This window comes from Amycolatopsis sp. TRM77291, assembly GCF_054166285.1.
Map to the genome: position 1 here is coordinate 5897125 of NZ_JBSZHF010000001.1, position 16517 is coordinate 5913641.

15 protein-coding genes and 1 tRNA gene are annotated in these 16517 nt (G+C 68.3%); 6 read left to right on the top strand and 10 right to left on the bottom strand.

All coding sequences use genetic code 11. The annotated features are described in order from the left end of the window. Positions 1 to 65: 65 nt before the first annotated feature. Positions 66 to 139, bottom strand: a tRNA-Met gene (locus ACXIZN_RS27035). Positions 140 to 206: 67 nt separating this feature from the next. Continuing rightward, positions 207 to 3203, bottom strand: coding sequence for a UPF0182 family protein (locus ACXIZN_RS27040; RefSeq protein WP_457957719.1), 2997 nt, complete (start codon positions 3201 to 3203; stop codon positions 207 to 209). A 155-nt stretch (positions 3204 to 3358) separates the two neighbouring features. Between ACXIZN_RS27040 and ACXIZN_RS27045 the strand changes: the two genes are divergently transcribed. Beyond that, positions 3359 to 3907 carry a PPA1309 family protein gene (locus ACXIZN_RS27045; RefSeq protein WP_126737729.1) on the top strand — a complete coding sequence of 183 codons (549 nt, stop codon included), beginning with the start codon at positions 3359 to 3361 and terminating at the stop codon, positions 3905 to 3907. An 86-nt stretch (positions 3908 to 3993) separates the two neighbouring features. On the opposite strand, the gene ACXIZN_RS27050 is transcribed toward ACXIZN_RS27045, so the two are convergent. Beyond that, positions 3994 to 4998 carry a YlbL family protein gene (locus ACXIZN_RS27050; protein ID WP_457960601.1) on the bottom strand — a complete coding sequence of 335 codons (1005 nt, stop codon included), beginning with the start codon at positions 4996 to 4998 and terminating at the stop codon, positions 3994 to 3996. Between the two features lie 203 nt (positions 4999 to 5201). Between ACXIZN_RS27050 and ACXIZN_RS27055 the strand changes: the two genes are divergently transcribed. Further along, positions 5202 to 6551, top strand: a complete 1350-nt coding sequence (locus ACXIZN_RS27055) for a zinc-dependent metalloprotease (protein WP_126737727.1) — start codon at positions 5202 to 5204, stop codon at positions 6549 to 6551. 6 nt (positions 6552 to 6557) lie between these two features. Here the strand turns inward: ACXIZN_RS27055 and ACXIZN_RS27060 are convergent, their stop codons facing one another. Continuing rightward, complete coding sequence (locus ACXIZN_RS27060; RefSeq protein ID WP_007033866.1) at positions 6558 to 7121, bottom strand: M48 metallopeptidase family protein; 564 nt, start codon at positions 7119 to 7121, stop codon at positions 6558 to 6560. A 163-nt stretch (positions 7122 to 7284) separates the two neighbouring features. On the opposite strand from ACXIZN_RS27060, the gene ACXIZN_RS27065 reads away from it, so the two are divergent. The 3 genes from ACXIZN_RS27065 (at position 7285) to ACXIZN_RS27075 (ending at position 10791) form a co-directional block, all read left to right on the top strand. Then, positions 7285 to 8319 carry a hypothetical protein gene (locus tag ACXIZN_RS27065; RefSeq protein WP_457957721.1) on the top strand — a complete coding sequence of 345 codons (1035 nt, stop codon included), beginning with the start codon at positions 7285 to 7287 and terminating at the stop codon, positions 8317 to 8319. A 77-nt stretch (positions 8320 to 8396) separates the two neighbouring features. Further along, positions 8397 to 9737: an ABC1 kinase family protein gene (locus tag ACXIZN_RS27070; protein ID WP_457957723.1), complete on the top strand. Its 1341-nt coding sequence runs from the start codon at positions 8397 to 8399 to the stop codon at positions 9735 to 9737. Positions 9738 to 9879: 142 nt separating this feature from the next. Further along, the gene (locus ACXIZN_RS27075) at positions 9880 to 10791 is read left to right on the top strand and encodes a hypothetical protein (protein ID WP_457960602.1); all 912 of its coding nucleotides are present in this window, start codon (positions 9880 to 9882) and stop codon (positions 10789 to 10791) included. A 3-nt stretch (positions 10792 to 10794) separates the two neighbouring features. Here the strand turns inward: ACXIZN_RS27075 and ACXIZN_RS27080 are convergent, their stop codons facing one another. The 6 genes from ACXIZN_RS27080 to ACXIZN_RS27105 form a co-directional block, all read right to left on the bottom strand. Beyond that, positions 10795 to 10977, bottom strand: coding sequence for a hypothetical protein (locus tag ACXIZN_RS27080; RefSeq protein WP_457960603.1), 183 nt, complete (start codon positions 10975 to 10977; stop codon positions 10795 to 10797). Further along, the gene (locus tag ACXIZN_RS27085; protein ID WP_457957725.1) at positions 10971 to 11840 is read right to left on the bottom strand and encodes a class I SAM-dependent methyltransferase; all 870 of its coding nucleotides are present in this window, start codon (positions 11838 to 11840) and stop codon (positions 10971 to 10973) included. The genes ACXIZN_RS27080 and ACXIZN_RS27085 overlap by 7 nt, the downstream gene beginning before the upstream one ends. A 105-nt stretch (positions 11841 to 11945) precedes the next feature. Continuing rightward, positions 11946 to 12197, bottom strand: coding sequence for a hypothetical protein (locus ACXIZN_RS27090; RefSeq protein ID WP_457957726.1), 252 nt, complete (start codon positions 12195 to 12197; stop codon positions 11946 to 11948). After that, positions 12194 to 12577 (bottom strand): WhiB family transcriptional regulator, encoded by a 384-nt coding sequence (locus ACXIZN_RS27095; protein ID WP_457957728.1) that lies wholly within the window; start codon positions 12575 to 12577, stop codon positions 12194 to 12196. The genes ACXIZN_RS27090 and ACXIZN_RS27095 overlap by 4 nt, the downstream gene beginning before the upstream one ends. Positions 12578 to 12744: 167 nt before the next feature. After that, a complete protein-coding gene (locus ACXIZN_RS27100) occupies positions 12745 to 13011 on the bottom strand; it encodes a hypothetical protein (RefSeq protein WP_126737720.1) in 267 nt (88 codons plus the stop codon). A 216-nt stretch (positions 13012 to 13227) separates the two neighbouring features. Beyond that, positions 13228 to 15315, bottom strand: a complete 2088-nt coding sequence (locus ACXIZN_RS27105) for an ATP-dependent DNA helicase UvrD2 (protein WP_457957729.1) — start codon at positions 15313 to 15315, stop codon at positions 13228 to 13230. A gap of 63 nt (positions 15316 to 15378) precedes the next feature. Here ACXIZN_RS27105 and ACXIZN_RS27110 point away from each other — a divergent pair, with 63 nt between their 5' ends. Then, positions 15379 to 16107, top strand: coding sequence for a DUF4191 domain-containing protein (locus ACXIZN_RS27110; RefSeq protein WP_192746453.1), 729 nt, complete (start codon positions 15379 to 15381; stop codon positions 16105 to 16107). Positions 16108 to 16517 lie beyond the last annotated feature (410 nt).

The following is a 16517-nucleotide window of genomic DNA, read 5'->3' on the forward strand; positions in this document are numbered from 1 at the left end:
CCCCCGGGACAAATACGAAGGAGGCCCGGTCTGCGTTTTCCGCAGACACGGGCCTCCTACCTCTGTAGCGGGGACAGGATTTGAACCTGCGACCTCTGGGTTATGAGCCCAGCGAGCTACCGAGCTGCTCCACCCCGCGTCGTGACACCTACCTTACGCCTGCGTTTCGAGCAGGCGCAAAGCAGGTGCCCTTTAGGTAAGCGACGTCACCCTCCAGGCTGGCCGGAGGTCGGGGGCGCACCGGACGCCGGCGGGCTGGCCTTGGCCGACTCATAAGCCTTGGAGGCGGCTTCGAGTGCGGCCAGGGCAGCACCCTGGTCGGCGTAGTTCCCGGATTGCTGGGCCGCGCGGAACTTGACCCAGGCGTCGTGCATGTCGCCCGCGGCCTTGTCGAGCGCCGGGTTTCCGCTGGAGGGCGGCTGCGGCGTCGTCGTGCCCGGCGGCGGAGGCGTCGTGGGTCCGGGGGTGCCGCCGGTCTGCGGCGGTGTGACCCCGGAGCCCGTGCCCGCGCCGAAGACCTGGTCGAGCGCTTCGTTCAGCGTCGGCGCGAACCCGATCTTGGTGCCGTAGGAGACCAGGACCCGCGCCAGCTGCGGATAGCTCAGCTGGTTCCGCTGCCGGATGTAGACCGGTTCCACGTAGAGGAAGCCGTTGGCGACGGGCAGCGTGATCAGGTTCCCGTAGGTGACGGTGACGTTCGGGTTGTTGAACAGCGTCCGGTCCTGCGCGACCCGTGGGTCACTTTGGAATCTGTTCTGGACCTGGACGGGACCGTCCACCTGGGTGGATCCGCTGGCGCCTGTCGGCAGTCTCAGGACGCGCATCTTCCCGTAGTCCTCGGGATCCGAAGACACCGACATCCAGGCCGCCAGATACTGCCGTTGGAGACCGGTCAGCGAACTGGTGAGCTGGAACCGCGACTTGGTGTCGCCCGGCGCGGTGGCCAGGACGTAGTAGCCGGGCTGGTTGGCGATTCCGGAGGCGGACGCGTTCACGCCGCCCTCCTGCGTCGGATCCTGCGGAACGCTCCAGAAGGCCTGCTGGGCGTAGAACTCCGCGGGGTTGTTCACGTGGTACTTCGACAGGAGTTCCCGCTGCACCTTGAAGAGGTCTTCGGGGTAGCGGAAGTGCGACCGCAGGTCCGGCGAGATCTCGCTGCTCGGCTTGACCAGCCCCGGGAAGACCTGCTTCCAGGCGTTGAGCACCGGCTCGTTGTCCTCGACGCCGTACAGGGTCACGGTGCCGTCGAACGCGTCGACGGTGGCCTTGACCGAGTTGCGGATGTAGTTGATCGAGGAGTTCGCCTGACGGGTGGTGCCGCTGAGCGAGTCGTTGGTCGCCTGGCCGAGCTGGGTCTGCTGGGCGTACGGGAAGTTGTTCATCGTCGTGTAGCCGTCGACGATCCACTTGATCTTGCCGTCGACGACCGCCGGGTACGGGTCACCGTCGAGCGTCAGCCACGGGGCGATCTTGGCGACCCGGTCCCGCGGTTCGCGGTTGAACATGATCTTCGATCCGTCGCCGATGGCGTCGGAGAAGAGGATGTTGCGCTCTCCGTACTCGGCGGCGAAAACGAGGCGGTTGAACCAGTTGTCGATCGGCACGCCGCCGGAACCCTTGTAGATGTAGGCGCGGTCGACGGCGGTGTCGTACTCGCCGGGCGCCTGCCCCGCCTTGCCGCCGACGATCGCGTACGCGGCGTCGGTCGCGAGCTCGCCGTAGTAGATACGGGGCTCGTCCACCTTGATGCCCGGCTTGCTCGGGTCGGTCGCCCCCGCGCCCGACGGGTTCTGGGTGTCGCTGGTGGTGGCGATCGGGTAGCCGCCGTCGGAGTTGGCGTCCTTCAGCGCGCGGTCGATCGTGTTGGCCGGCGCGGCGACGAACCCGTTTCCGTGCGTGTAGACGAGGTGCTTGTTGATCCAGTTCGTCTGGTTGCCGGTGAGGCCCTCGGTCTTGATCTCCTTGGCCGCGACGATGTAGTCCTGCGTGACCCCGTTGAGGGTGTAGCGGTCGATGTCCAGCTTGGACGGGAAGCCGTAGAAGTTCTCACGGCCGACGCGCTGGGTGAACGTGTCGCTGAGGACGTTCGGGTCGAGGAGCCGGATGTTCGGGACGGTCCCCTTGTCCGCCTTGATCTCCGCGGAGGTCGCCTCGGACTTGCCGGTGTAGTCCTTGTACTCGACGTTGGTCAGGCCGAACGCCTGACGGGTCGCGTCCATGTTGCGCTGGATCGACGCGGATTCCTTCTCGTTCGCGTTGGGACGCACCGAGAACTGGTCGAGCACCGCGGGCCACGCGACGCCGACGAGCACGTTCGACAGGATCAGCAGCACCAGCGCGATCGCGGGCAGCTGCAGGTTGCGGAGGAACGCGCCGGCGAAGAACGCGACGGCGCAGATCACCGAGATGCACAGGAGGATCAGCTTCGCGGGCAAGACGGCGTTCAGGTCGGTGTAGGTCGCACCGACGAACAGCGGTGCCCCGCGGTCCGAGAGCAGCAGGTTGTAGCGGTCGAAGAAGTACTCGACCGCCTTCAGCAGCACGAAGATGCCGATGGTGATGGCGAGCTGGGCGCGGGTCGGGCCGGCGAGCTGACCGCCCTTACCCGCGAGCCGGATGCCGCCGAAGATGTAGTGCGAGATCAGCGCGCCGAAGAACGCGATGACGACGGAGATGAACAGCCAGCCCAGGAGCCAGTTGTAGAACGGCAGGTCGAAGGCGTAGAAGCCGACGTCGTTGCCGAACTCGGGATCGGTCTGCCCGAACCGGGTGCCGTTCAGGAACAGCTGCACGACCTGCCAGTCGCCCTGCGCGGACGCGCCAGCGATCAGCCCGGTGAGCACCGGGATGCCGATGCCGAACAGGCGGATCCGGCCGACGATCGCCGACCGGTAGCGCGCGAGCGGGTCGTCGTTGCCGGAAATCGGCACGAAGACGGGCCTGGACCGGTACGCGATCATCAAACTGATCGCGAGCGCCCCGCCCACCAGGAGCCCTACGGCGAAGAACAAGATCACACGAGTGATCAACACCGTGCTGAACACCGTGCGGGCGCCGACCTCGCCGAACCACAACCAGTCGACGTAGGTGTCCAGCAGTCTCGCGCCCAGCAGCAGGGCCAGAATGACTACGGCGGCGATGATGAGCAGTATCCGGCTGCGCCGGGACAGCTTCGGCAGGCTCACGGGGGGCCGAGTGGCCACTGCACACGCTCCTGGTTTGGTGAACTTTTCGCGGGGGCGCGCGTCCGCGTGCGTCCCCTGATGCTCTAACTCTACGGATGCCGTCGGAAGTTCCCGGAACCCGCCCAAACCGGACTCGGAAGGCCGCTGCCCGGGCCGCCTGGAACGATGTGCCAATGGCACCGAGTGAGCAGCAGGGCGTGGCCGGCCTGGCCCGCGAAGTCGAGGAGTTCGTCGCCTCCGGAGGATGGGACCAGCCGCCGCAGTTGTTCGCGCTGGTCCCGACCGCGGCGCTGCTGGACGAGCAGCCCGAACTGGCCGGTCAGCTCGACGCGTCGGCCCCGCTGACGCCGGTCGCTCAGGAGGCTCTGCCCGAAGGTGACCTCGGCGAAGCGCTGGCGCAGATCGCGTGGCCCGATCTGGTGCTGGGCTGCGCGCTCGCGCAGGAGATCATCGTGCTGCCGCCGGACGCCGAGGCAGAGCTTCCTGTTGTGCCCGAGACCGACGCCGAACGCCTGCGTCAAGCGGCCGCCGACCACCCGCGCCGGACCGAAGCCCGCCTCGTCGCGGCTGTGCTGCGGGATGGTGCCGGAGCGTGCGTCATGCGGCTTCGCGGTGCCGGCCAGCCCTCCGAACCCGATGACGTCCCCGTCGACGAGATCATCGAGAACCCGGAGCTGGCGCCCAACCTGCTCGAAGCCCTGAAGGCCACCCTGCTGCCCTGACCTGCGGAAAGAGAGCAAGGGACCTTTGCTACCGCCTGCCCAGGCCCGCGGCGAGCGATAGCAAAGGTCCCTTGCTCCCCCGGCGGTCAGCAGGAGGCGGTCGGCCTACCCGCCTTAAGGTTGTCGAGCTGCGCGATCGCCTCGTCCAGCGTGGACACCTTGATCAGATTCAGCCCCTCGGGAGCGGCGGTCTTCGCCTCGGCGCAGTTGTGCGCGGGCACGAGGAAGTCGGTGGCACCGGCCTCGCGAGCGCCGACCACCTTGAACGAGATGCCGCCGATCGCGCCGACGACGCCCTTCTCGGAGATCTCGCCCGTCCCGGCGATATGCCTGCCACCGGCGAGGTCGCCGGGCTCCATCTTGTCGACGATCGCGAGCGCGAACATCAGGCCCGCCGACGGGCCGCCGACGTCCTGCAGCGAGATTTTCACGTCGAAAGGAACGTCGGCACGGTCCACCGCGGTCAGGCCCATGAAGCCTTCCGGCCCATCGGGCCGCTGCGCGAGCGTGAGCGGCACGGTGCGTTCGGCCTGACCATCGGATTTGAAGGTGATCTGGACGGTTTGACCGGGCTTCGTCCCGTTCAGGGCGGCACGCACCTCGGTCGCCTCGGTGACCGTCTTCCCGTTGACCACCAGAAGCCGGTCGCCGGGAGCGAGCACCTTGTCCGCGGGACTGCCGGAGACGATCGTCTTCGCGAGCACCTTCACCGGGAACTTGCGGCGCAGCGCGGCGACCTGGGCAGCGGTCTGCGAGTCCTGCAGCTGCTGGATGTTCTCCTGCCGGACCTGCTCGTTGGTTTCGCCCGGCTTGAAATATTCCTCGCGCGGCGCCAGCGCGTACCGGCCGCTCGCCCAGAGCCCGAGCGCGTTGAACAGCGTGATACCGCCATCGCGCAGGGAGACCGTCGTCATCCGCAGCTCGCCGGAGGTCTGGAAGACCTCGTGCCCGTTGACCTGGATCACGGACTGCCCGGCGGCGTCCTTGCCGAGCGTGTCGTAAGTCGGCCCGGGGCTGATCGCCACATACGGCACGGGGATGAAGAACCCGACCAGCGCGAAGACGACGAACAGCGCGCCGCTGACCAGCAGCGTCCAGCCGCGCCGGGTCAGCCGCCGTTCGGAGCGGTCCTGGTCACCCGCGGAGCCCGCACGGCTCCGCGCTCCTGTGGTCTCCTCCGAGGGCTCTGTCACGCGTGACAGCGTACGGTGACCGTGTTCGCTTCTCGGTGAAGGCCACGCTCATCACTCCACTTGACGAGCTGTGAAACGCGGGACCCGCGTACGGTGGTGCCATGAGCAAACCCCCGTTCGGCTTCGGACCGCCCGATCCCGACAAACGAGGCGAGAACGAGCCGTCGGACTCCGGCGGCCAGCCCTCCGGCGCCGAGGCCTTCAATCAGCTCGGTCAGATGCTCAGCCAGCTGGGCCAGATGCTCAGCCAGGCCGGCAGCTCGACCGGGCCGGTCAACTATGACCTGGCGAAACAGATCGCGTTGCAGAACCTCAGCAGCAGCGGCAGCACCGACGTCCAGCTCGGCTTTTCGTCGTCCAGCGGCGGCGACTCGAGCACGGCCGTCCGTGACGCCGCACACCTGGCGGAGCTGTGGCTCGACGCCGCGACGATCCTGCCCGCCGGAGCCACGACCACGGTCGCCTGGTCCGCGCGTAACTGGGTCGAGAAGACCCTGCCCACCTGGCAGCGCCTCTGCGACCCGGTCGCCCAGCAGGTCTCGGGCGCGTGGGTCCAGGCCCTGCCCGAGGAGGCCAAACAGGCCGCCGGCCCGCTTCTGTCGATGATGGGGCAGATGGGCGGGATGGCCTTCGGCTCCCAGCTCGGCAACGCCCTGGCTCAGTTGGCTTCCGAAGTGCTCACCTCCACCGAGGTCGGTCTCCCGCTCGGCCCCGCGGCCACTTCCGCGCTGCTGCCGGCGAACATCGAGAAGTTCACCGAGGGCTTGGAGCTGCCGACCAGTGAGGTGCTGGTCTTCATCGCCGCTCGCGAGGCCGCCCACCAGCGGCTGTTCGCCCACGTCCCCTGGCTTCGGCAGCGGCTCCTGGCCACCGTCGAGGAGTTCGCGAGCGGGATCTCCGTCGACACGTCGGCGCTGGAGCAGCTCGCGGGCCAGATCGACCCGTCGAACCCGGCCAGCATCGAAGAGGCCATGTCCTCCGGCCTGCTCGAGCCGCAGACCTCGCCCGAGCAGAAGGCGGCGCTGAACCGCCTGGAGACCCTGCTCGCGCTGGTCGAAGGCTGGGTCGACGTCGTGGTGGCCGAGGCCATCGGCGACCGGCTTCCGGGCGCGGACGCGCTCCGGGAGACGCTGCGCCGCCGCCGGGCCACGGGTGGCCCCGCCGAGCAGACCTTCGCCACCTTGGTCGGGCTGGAGCTCCGGCCCAGGCGGATGCGGGCGGCCTCCTCGCTGTGGAAGCTCGTCGGCGACCAGCACGGCATCGAGAAGCGGGACGGCCTCTGGTCCCACCCCGACCTGATGCCGACCGCCGACGACCTCGACGAGCCGCTCGACTTCTCCGAACGCCTCGGCGACGGCGAGTCGACACTCGAAGGCATCGACCCGATCGCCGAGATCGAGCGCACCGAGCGCGAGAAGAACAAGCCCAAGGGCGACGAAGAAGAGAACTGAGGCACGTCAGTCCTCCGCCGCGATGCCCCATCCGGCGGCGGAGGACAGACCCTCCAGGTAGCCGATGGCGCGTTCGGTCTTCGGGTAACGGCGAACGAGCTCCCAGAAGGCCGCGTTGTGGCCTGGCTCCTTCAAATGCGCGAGTTCGTGCACGAGGACGTAGTCCAGCACCCATGCCGGCACCCGGCGCAGACGATCACTGACCCTGATCGTCGCGTCGACCGGTGTGCAGGACGCCCACCTCGTCCTCATCGGCGGTACCCAGCGAACGCTCGCGGGTATCGCCTTCCCATCCAGATACTTCGCCGAGAGCACGGCGCAGCGCGCCAGCAGCGCCTCGTCCGACGCCTTGGGCGGCGCGGCCTGCCGCGGGCCTTTGCGCAGCAGCTTGCGCTGCATCTCGGCAACCCAGTGCTTCTCCTCGGCCCGGGTCATCCGGGCAGGGATCAGCACGACGAGGGTGTCCTCGTCCCAGTACGCGGTGACGGTCCGGTGGCGGCGTTGGCTGCGCCGTACCTCGACCTTGTGTTCGGGAGTGTCCGACGGATTCGTCGTGTCCCGGCCCCTCAATGAGGGCGTCCGTGCTTCGACCACTCGACCACGGTAAGGCCAGTCACCGACAACTCCGAGAGCCGAAAGGTCACAGCCTCCAGTTGTCCACAACGGGGCCAACCTGTGGATAACTCCCGTTTTTCCGGGCGGGTGGACGGCAGCCGGGTGCGATCCTGCGATCATGAACCTTCGCGAACCGGACCTGCGATCGATCATCCTGCCTGCCTTTCCCACCCTGCTTCCGGGGCTGGATGTGCTGGAACGGGGAAACGGCGAGATCCAGATCGGCCTCGACCCCGCACACGCCGTGGTGATCGCCGGCGTCGCCACCGAGGTGGCCGAAGCCCTCCGCGGGCTGGACGGGAAACAGGCCGCGGACGACATCGTGCTCGCGCAGAGCGAACACGACGAACAGCTGCGGGACCTGATGACGGACCTGACGGCCCGAGGTCTCCTGACCGATGCGGGCCAGTCCGACCGGCACCCGAGACCTAGAGTCGAGACAGGGCTCTGGTCGCTTCGCGCCCGCCACCATCAAACGGCCATGACGGCCCGCCGCAAGCGCACCGCGGTGGCGATCCACGGCGACGGCAGGCTGGCGGTGGCCATCGCCGTCCTGCTCGCCAACGGCGGAGTCGGGCACATCGACGTCCGGGCTTCGGGCACGGTTCTCGAAGCCGACCTGGGCTCGGGCTACACCGAAGCCGAAATCGGCTTGCCACGCCGGGACGCGATGGCGCAGGTCGTGCGCCGCGCCAGGGCGAGCACCGTGACGACGCGGCTCTATTCGGACCGCAGGCCGGAACTCGCCCTGCTCACCGACGCCGTGGTGCCCGCTCCCGAAGTGGTCGACGAACTCGTCCGCGACGGGATAAACCACCTGCCGGTCCGCGTCCGGGACGGGGTCGGCATCGTGGGACCTTTGGTGGTGCCCGGCCGCAGCAGCTGCCTGCGCTGCGCCGACCTGCACCGGGCAGGCCGCGACGATTCCTGGCCGAGGGTGGCGAGCCAGCTCGTCGGCCGAGTGCAGCGAGCCGATCTCGGCTCCGTCCAGGCCTGCGCCGCGCTCGCCGCCGCACAGGCGCTCAGGCTCCTGTCCCCGAGCGATCAGGCGCCGCCCGCGTGGAACGCCACGCTGGAGATCGACTTCTTCGACGGCAAGATCCGGCACCGCGACTGGCCGCCGCACACCGCCTGCGGATGCGGCGCTCGTTGATACGGCGAGCGACGTAGCCCACACGCACTCCCTCAACAGGCTGCGCGGGCGCAGTGAATCAAGGCAGAATCGCGAAGGTGACCGACTCCCGCAACGCCGAGGACCGTGAAGCCGCCATCCCCCGCAACGGGGCCGCGCGCACGGCGAAGCTGGCCAGTATCCCGCTCGGCATAGCGGGGCGGGCGGTCGGCGGCTGGGGCAGGCGGCTGACCGGGCAGAGCGCCGAAGAAGTCAACGCGACGCTGTCCGCCAAGGCGGCGGAGCAGCTCTTCGAGGTCCTCGGCACGCTCAAGGGCGGCGCGATGAAGTTCGGCCAGGCGCTGAGCGTCTTCGAGGCCGCGGTGCCGGACGAGATGGCCAAGCCCTATCGCGAGGCCCTGACCAAGCTTCAGGCCGCCGCGCCGCCCATGCCCACCCGGCAGACCCATCGGGTCCTCGCCGAGCAGCTGGGGCGCACCTGGAAGCAGCGATTCGCGGCCTTCGACGACGAGCCCGCCGCTTCGGCGAGCATCGGCCAGGTCCATCGCGCGACCTGGCACGACGGCCGCGAAGTCGCCGTCAAGGTGCAATATCCCGGAGCCGACGACGCCTTGCGGAGCGACCTCCGGCAGCTTCAGCGTTTCAGCAGGTTGTTCCAGGCCTTCGTGCCGGGGACCGAGGTGAAGCCACTCCTGGCGGAGCTCGCCGAGCGGATGAACGAAGAGCTCGACTACCAGGCCGAAGCGCAGAACCAGCGTGCTTTCGTCAAGGCGTTCGAAGGCGTCCCCGGGTTCCTGATCCCTCGCGTGGTCGCCAGCGCGCCGAAGGTCGTCGTCACCGAGTGGGCCACCGGCACCCCGCTGTCGAAGATCATCGCCGGCGGCGACAAGGAGACACGAGACCGCGCCGGCCGCCTGCTCACCGAATTCCATTACTCGTCGCCGGAACGAGCCCGGCTCCTGCATTCGGACCCGCATCCGGGCAATTTCATGCTGACCGCCGACGGCAGGCTGTGCGTCATCGACTTCGGCGGGGTGTCCCGGCTGCCCGAGGGGATCCCGCAGCACCTCGGCGAGATGACCAGGCTGGCGCTCGACGGCGAGTCCGCGAAGCTGATGCGGCTGCTCAGGGAGTCCGGTTTCATCCGGGGCGACGCGGATCTGCAGGCCGACGACGTGCTCGCGTACCTGGCACCGTTCACCGAACCGCTGGCGGGCGACACGTTCCACTTCACCCGCCGCTGGATGCAACGACAGGCAGGCCGGGTCGGCGACACCCGCGGCCGCGACTTCCGGATCGGCCGTTCCCTCAACCTGCCGCCCGAGTACCTGATGATCCACCGGGTGACCGCCGGATCGACCGGCATCCTCTGTCAGCTCGACGCCGAGATCCCCGCCCGCGCGATCGTCGAACGGTGGCAGCCGGGCTTCGCGGCCTGAGAAGTTATCCACAGGGAACGGTGCGACTGAGCCGAAAACGGGTCCGCCCGGGCGAGTTGTCCACAAGTTGGCGGAAGTGGTTCCACCCGGTCGGCCCAGCAGCCATCCTCGAATCATGACCACTACACGAAGCGCCCGACTCATGGCGCTCAGTAACACCAGCGAATCCGGGATCATCACCAGCCGCGAGCTGCGGCAGGCGGGCGTCACCGCACGCTACGCCGCGAAGCTCTGCGGCCCGGGCGGTCCTTGGCGAAGGCTGATGCCGGGCGTCATCCTGTTGCGCGACTCCGCGCCCACCCGGCTTCAGCTGCTGCAAGCCGCTGTCGCGCGGTTCGGGCCGGAGGTCGTCGTGACAGGCGCCGACGCGCTACGCGCACGAGGTGTCGGCTGCCCGCTGACACGGGAGGTCCATCTCCTCGTCCCGGACTATCGGCGCGTGCCGGCGGAACCGGGCATGCTGCCGCGAAGAACCACGCGGATGCCGTCGCCGACCATGATCGACGGCGTCCCGTTCGCCCCAGCGGCCCGGGCGGCGCTCGATCTCGCCCGGCTGGAGCTCGACCCCATGCGAATCGACGAGCTGATCTCGCTGCCGCTGTATTGGGGGCTGTGCACGCTCGACGAACTCAGCGAGGAGCTCGATTCCGGTAACCGGCGAGGTTCGGCCGCGGTACGCGCGGCTCTGCGACGCGTCGATCCCGAGGAGACGTACGCGCATGGGCTGGCGAAGAAGGTCCTCAGCGGCTGCCCGCTGCCCTCGCCGTCGTGGAACACGACGCTCTGCGACAGACGAGGGCGCCCCATCGGCACCGCCGACGCCTGGTGGGACGACATCGGCATGGCGTGGCAATTCCGGCCCCCGAAACAGGGTGCGGCGAATTTTCACCCGCTAGCGCTGACCGCGACGGGGACCGTGCTGGTCCGCTGCACCATCGACCAGCTGAAGAAGGCTCCGCTGGAAGTCGCGGCAGAGCTCGTCAGGGCGTTCGGCGAAGCGACGCGGACGCCGAGACCGAAGGTCCGCACGATCGGCCGGATCGACGCCGCCTGAGGTTCACCAGTACTCGTCCGGCAGCTTTCCTTCGATGTCACGGGTGTGGCGGCGAACGCAGGCGGGGCACATCCAGCGCACGACGTTCTTCTCGCGGGTGGAAACCCAGGCGAGTGTCTGCGCGGGCTCCTCGTCGCCACCGCGGATCCGGCCGCACAACGAGCAAGTGACCTGCTCACTCACGATCGCCGTCCACAATGGATGGTCTTCGCCCCTTGGAGGAACAGATCCCGGCGAGCGCCCAGGAAGGCCGGGTTCGCCGGATCCACCAGCGCGGCCACGGTCTCGTGGTCGTCATCGCCGAGCCGGTCGCCCGCGACCTCGTTCAGCCAGGTCACCCGCTCGATGACGAACTCGCCCAGCAGTTCCGGGCCGGGCGCCGGGTGGTGGATGAGCACCCCGAAGGAATCGACGTCGACGAGGCCGGCTCGCTGCAGCGCGATGTTCCAGCCGTAGGGCATGGAAACCGAGCCGGGGATTCCTGTCCGCATCTCGGCGAACCACTCGCCGCGCGCGGCGAGCAGCCTCTCCTCGAGCCCGGGGCGGCCGATGCCGAGATCCCAGGGGAGGCAGTTGAAGTCCAGGCCGCCCTCCGAGATGGCGACCAGCCCGCCGGGGCGGGCGAGCCGGGCGAGAGTGTCGATGGCCGCCTGCTGATCGGGCAGGTGGTGGACCACGCGGGAAGCCCAGACAAGATCGGCGGCGGGGAGCTTGGCAGGCAACCCCTCGTCAGCCACATCGGCGTGGACCGTCTCGACGATGGCCCTCTCCCCAGCGGCCGCGCTGACGACTCGGCGCGCTTCGGCGAGTAGCTGTTCGGTCGCGTCGACCAGCACAATGTTGGCGCCGGCGGCGGAGAGCTCCTCGGCGAAGAGCACGCTCATCCCGCCCGCGCCGCAGCCGACGTCGAGGATGGTCAGCCCGTCCGGCATCCCCTCCAGCAGCCGCCGAGCCGCTGCCCGCATCGGCTCGGCGTCAAGTGCCTCGGCCATGCGAAGCGAGCGAAGCCGATCTGACCAGTCGATGTCGTCATGCGTGTGTACGGCCATTCATCAAGTGAACACCACGCCGAGCCGCGCCACGTCCCAAAAGGGGAGCGGGGGACCTTTGCTATCGCGGCGCGATAGCAAAGGTCCCCCGCTCCCCCGGAGTGGTCAGGCCTGGAAACGCTCAGCTCGCCGGGTCGCCCACCGGGCGACCTTGGTCCACCTGCGCGCGGCGCGTGGGCCGCTCCGAGCCCGCTGCGCGCGGACTCCCTCCTCGAGGTCTCGTATTCGGGCCCTGGACAGTTCTTCATAAAGCAACATTTCGCTGGTCTCCTCGACCTTGATCTCGTTCAATTCGGTCGGCGCGAGAGTTCCCGTCCGCGCCTCGTAATCCCTGGTGGTGATGAGTTCGACGGTCATGCCGCGGCGCTCCGCTCGACCTTGCGCGCGACCGGGCCAGCCTCGGCGGCGGGCTCGACGACCGCGTTCTTGCGGGGGCGGCCACGGGGCCGCTTCCTCGCGACGACGACGCCGCGCTCGAAGATTTCGCCACCCCAGACACCCCACGGCTCACGCCGCGAAAGGGCGCCCGCGAGGCAGGCGGAACGGACCGGGCAGTCCGCGCAGAACGCCTTCGCTCGCTCGAGCTCTGCCGGCGACTCGGCGAACCACAGGTCCGCGTCGCCCGAGCGGCAGGGAAGCATCGACTCGGGCGAGTCGATGGCGTCGAGCAGGTCGACGACGCCGGCGTCGGCGAAGGGAAGGGCCTCCCCCGGCGCGAAAGCTATGGCCGATGACATAGGTGCACTCCTCTGTGCCGTAACGGATTTCGTACTCACGGTGGAACTGGACAACGCTGAACCCCAATTAGGTTGTGCAGCCAACTTGTTTGTGCAGCAAAAAACACGAAGGCCGCGGATCCGGTAACCGGTTCCGCGGCCTTCGTGAGCCTCTGGTCCTGACTAGGTCAGGAACTTCGCTCCCGTTCGGACAACGGAACACGGAACTGCTTGATGACCGGCAGATCGACGCCACCGTTCACGTACGCCCCACCGAAGGCAGCAGCGTGCGTGAAGGTCTCGTCGGCGGTAACCCAGCGCCGGTTGAGACGCTGAGTGCCGCGGGCGGCAAGGATGCTCACGGGCATGAAGGTGCCCTGGCGCTGTGCCTGCGGGACTTCCGCGACGCAGGACAGACGGGTGCCAGGGTTCGTGAGCTTCATGTTGATCCTCATTTCACTGACACCACCTTTCTCTGTCGCGCGCGAGCCGCCCTGCGGTCTACGCTGTGTTGTAGATGTTCTTCCCCAGACCGGGCGCTTCCCGCCCGGTACCTGCAGGTTATTGCCCCCGGCCGCGCCGGGGCAACTTATTTTCCAGAAAATCCGTCGAAGTTGCGAAGATCGGCTCTGAGCAGCAGGTTCGCCGCGTGGATCAAGCCTGGGACGCGGTCAAGTCTCCACCGAGGCCCGCACGACGTCGAGAACCTCCGCGCCGAAGCGTTCGAGCTTCGTCGCTCCGATCCCGGAGATGGCACACAACGCCGTGTCATCGGTAGGCCGCTGCTCGGCGATGGCGACGAGCGTCGCGTCCGTGAAAACGACGAAGGCCGGCACCTTGAGCTCGCGCGAGCGCTCACCACGCCAGGATTTCAGCTTCTCGAGCAGCTGCTCGTCCACGTTGGACGGGCACCGGGAACACCGGCCGAGCTTGATGTCCAGTGTCTCCAGCAGCGGCCCGCCGCACACGCGGCACCGTGCCTTGTTGCCGGACTGCTTCGGCTGCTGCGATCGGGCGACCCTCGCCGCCGGGTGATCTTCGGGGATGAGGCCGTAGAGGAACCTGCTGCGTCGCCGATTACGGCGATTTCCCGACGTTCTGGCCAAGGCCCACGACAGCGAGAGATGCACTCGAGCACGTGTGACGCCCACATAGAAGAGGCGGCGTTCTTCCTCGATGGCGGCCTCGTCGCCGTCGGCGTGAAGGATCGGCATGGTCCCCTCGGCCAACCCCACGAGGAACACGGCATCCCATTCGAGACCCTTCGCCGCGTGAAGCGAGGCCAGGGTGATGCCCTCCACCGTCGGTGGATGCTGCGCTGACGCCCGCTGTTCGAGCTCCGCCACGAACCGCGGAAGATCCGCGTCTTCGACCGTGGAAGCCAGTTCCTCGGCCAGCTCGACGATCGAAAGAAGCGCGTCCCACCGCTCTTTCGCCGCGCCTCCGGCAGGAGGCTGGTCGGTGAGCCCCACTTTCGCGAGGACCGAGCGGACACGGGTCACCAGCTCGCCGGTGTAAGCGTCGGTCGATGCCATCCGCAGCGCGGACATGGCCTGCCGGACTTCGGCCCTGGCGAAGAACCGCTCGCCGCCGCGGACCAGATACGGGATGCCCATTTCCGCCAGAGCCTGCTCGTAGGCCTCGGACTGGGCATTGACGCGGTAAAGCACCGCGATCTCGCTGGCCGCCACTCCGCTGTCGAGCAGATCACGGATCCTGCGCGCGACAGCCGCGGCCTCGGCGGTCTCGTCGTCATACTCCGCGAACCGGGGGGCCGGACCGGAAGGACGCTGGCCGATCAGCTTCAACCTCGACCCCGCAGGACGGCCGCGTGCGGCGCCGATCACCTGATTGGCCAGTGCCACGACCTCCGGAGTCGACCGGTAGTCCCGCTCGAGCCGCACGACCGTCGCCTCGGGGAACCTGCGTGTGAACTCCAGGAGCGGCCGGGGAGAAGCACCACCGAACGAATAGATGGTCTGGTTGGCGTCGCCGACGACGGTCAAGTCGTCACGGCCGCCGAGCCAGGCGTCGAGCAGCCGCTGCTGAAGCGGAGTGACGTCCTGATACTCGTCGACGACGAAGCAGCGATAACGCTCACGGAACTCCTGGGCCACCACCGTGTGCTCTTCGAGGACGGCCGTGGTGTGCAGGAGCAGGTCGTCGAAGTCGAGGACCTGTGCGGCGTTCTTGACCTTCTCGTAGTTGCGGTAGACCTCCGCGACCTGCGAGGCGGGCGCCGGTGTGTCCCGCTGTGTCCGTGCGGCCACCGCGGGATAGTCGTCCGGCGATACCAAAGAGGCCTTGCTCCACTCGATCTCACTAGCGAGGTCGCGCAGCAGTTCCGTCTCGGTGCCGAGGCCGGCCTTGTTGGCGGCTTGGCTGATGTAGCGGAACTTGTTCTCGAGCAGCTCCCAAGGCCGGTCTCCGACGACCTGAGGCCAGAAATACCGCAACTGGCGGCGGGCGGCGGCGTGGAACGTGAGCGCCTGGGCGGCGTCCACACCCAACCCCCGAAGACGGGTGCGCATCTCCCCCGCGGCGCGGGTCGTGAAGGTGACGGCGAGGACCTGACCAGCGGCGACGTGGCCGGAACGGACCAGGTGGGCGATGCGGTGGGTGATCGTCCGGGTCTTGCCGGTCCCTGCTCCCGCGAGGACGCAGACCGGCCCCCTCGGCGCGCAGGCGGCGGCGCGTTGCTCGGGATCGAGCCCATCGAGCAGGCCTGGACGACTCTTCGGGGACGATGCGCTAACCACGTCCCGATCCTCGCAGAGTGCCCGCCGGGTTCGGCGCAGGGCACGCAGCCGTATCCTGGTCACATGGCGGGAAAGCAGGACAAGGAAGCAGCGAAGCTGGCCAAGAAGGAGAAGCGTGCCGCGAGCAAGGCTCGCCGCGGGCAGATCTTCGAAGCCTTCAAGATGCAGCGCAAGGAAGACAAGGCGCTCATCCCCTGGATGGTCGGATCGCTCCTGGTCATCACCGGTGTCGTGTTCGGCATCGGGTTCATCTTCGACGTCCACTGGGTCTTGCTGCCGCTGGGCATCCTGCTCGGCGCGCTCGCCGCTGTGATCATCTTCGGCAGGCGGGTCCAGAAGACCGTGTACTCGAAGGCCGACGGGCAGCCGGGCGCCGCGGCGTGGGCGCTCGAGAACATGCGAGGCCGCTGGAAGGTGACGCCGACCGTGGCGGCCACCACCCAGCTCGACGCCGTGCACCGCGTTCTCGGTGGTCCTGGTGTCGTGCTCGTCGCCGAGGGTGCGCCGCACCGCGTGAAGTCCCTGCTCGCGCAGGAGAAGAAGCGCGTGTCCCGCCTGATCGGTGAGACACCGATCTACAACGTGATCATCGGCAACGAAGACCAGCAGGTGCCGCTGAAGAAGCTTCAGAGCCACCTGATGAAGCTGCCGCGCAACCTCAAGCCCGCCCAGGTCGACGCGCTCGAAGCGAAGCTGGCCGCGCTCGGCAGCCGCGGCGCCGCCATGCCGAAGGGCCCGATGCCCGCCGGCGCGAAGATGCGCAACGTCCAGCGCACCATTCGTCGCCGCTGACGAAACGAGGATCAGGGGTCCTTTGCTACCGCCGCGTGCGGTAGCAAAGGACCCCTGATCCGTATCTGGGTGAAAATTGTCGGTGGGTGGTCGCATGATCACTGTGTGGACAGAACCTCGAGCGCCCGGCAGAAGGCGCTGGCAGCGATGTTCCCGGACGGTGTGGCCGCCCGGGCGAAACTTGTCGCCCTCGGGCACTCCCACTCCTCGATCTCGCGCCGTTGCCGCGAGGGCGGCCCGTGGCGCCGTCCGATCCCCGGTGTCATCCTCTTGACCAACGCCACGCCGACCAGGCACCAGCTCTTGAAGGTCGCACTGACTCACGCGGGGCCGGAGGCGATGCTCACCGGAGTACAGGCAGCAAGGTTGTACGGGGTCCGAAGACTCCCGCCAGAAAGACGGGCGCACAC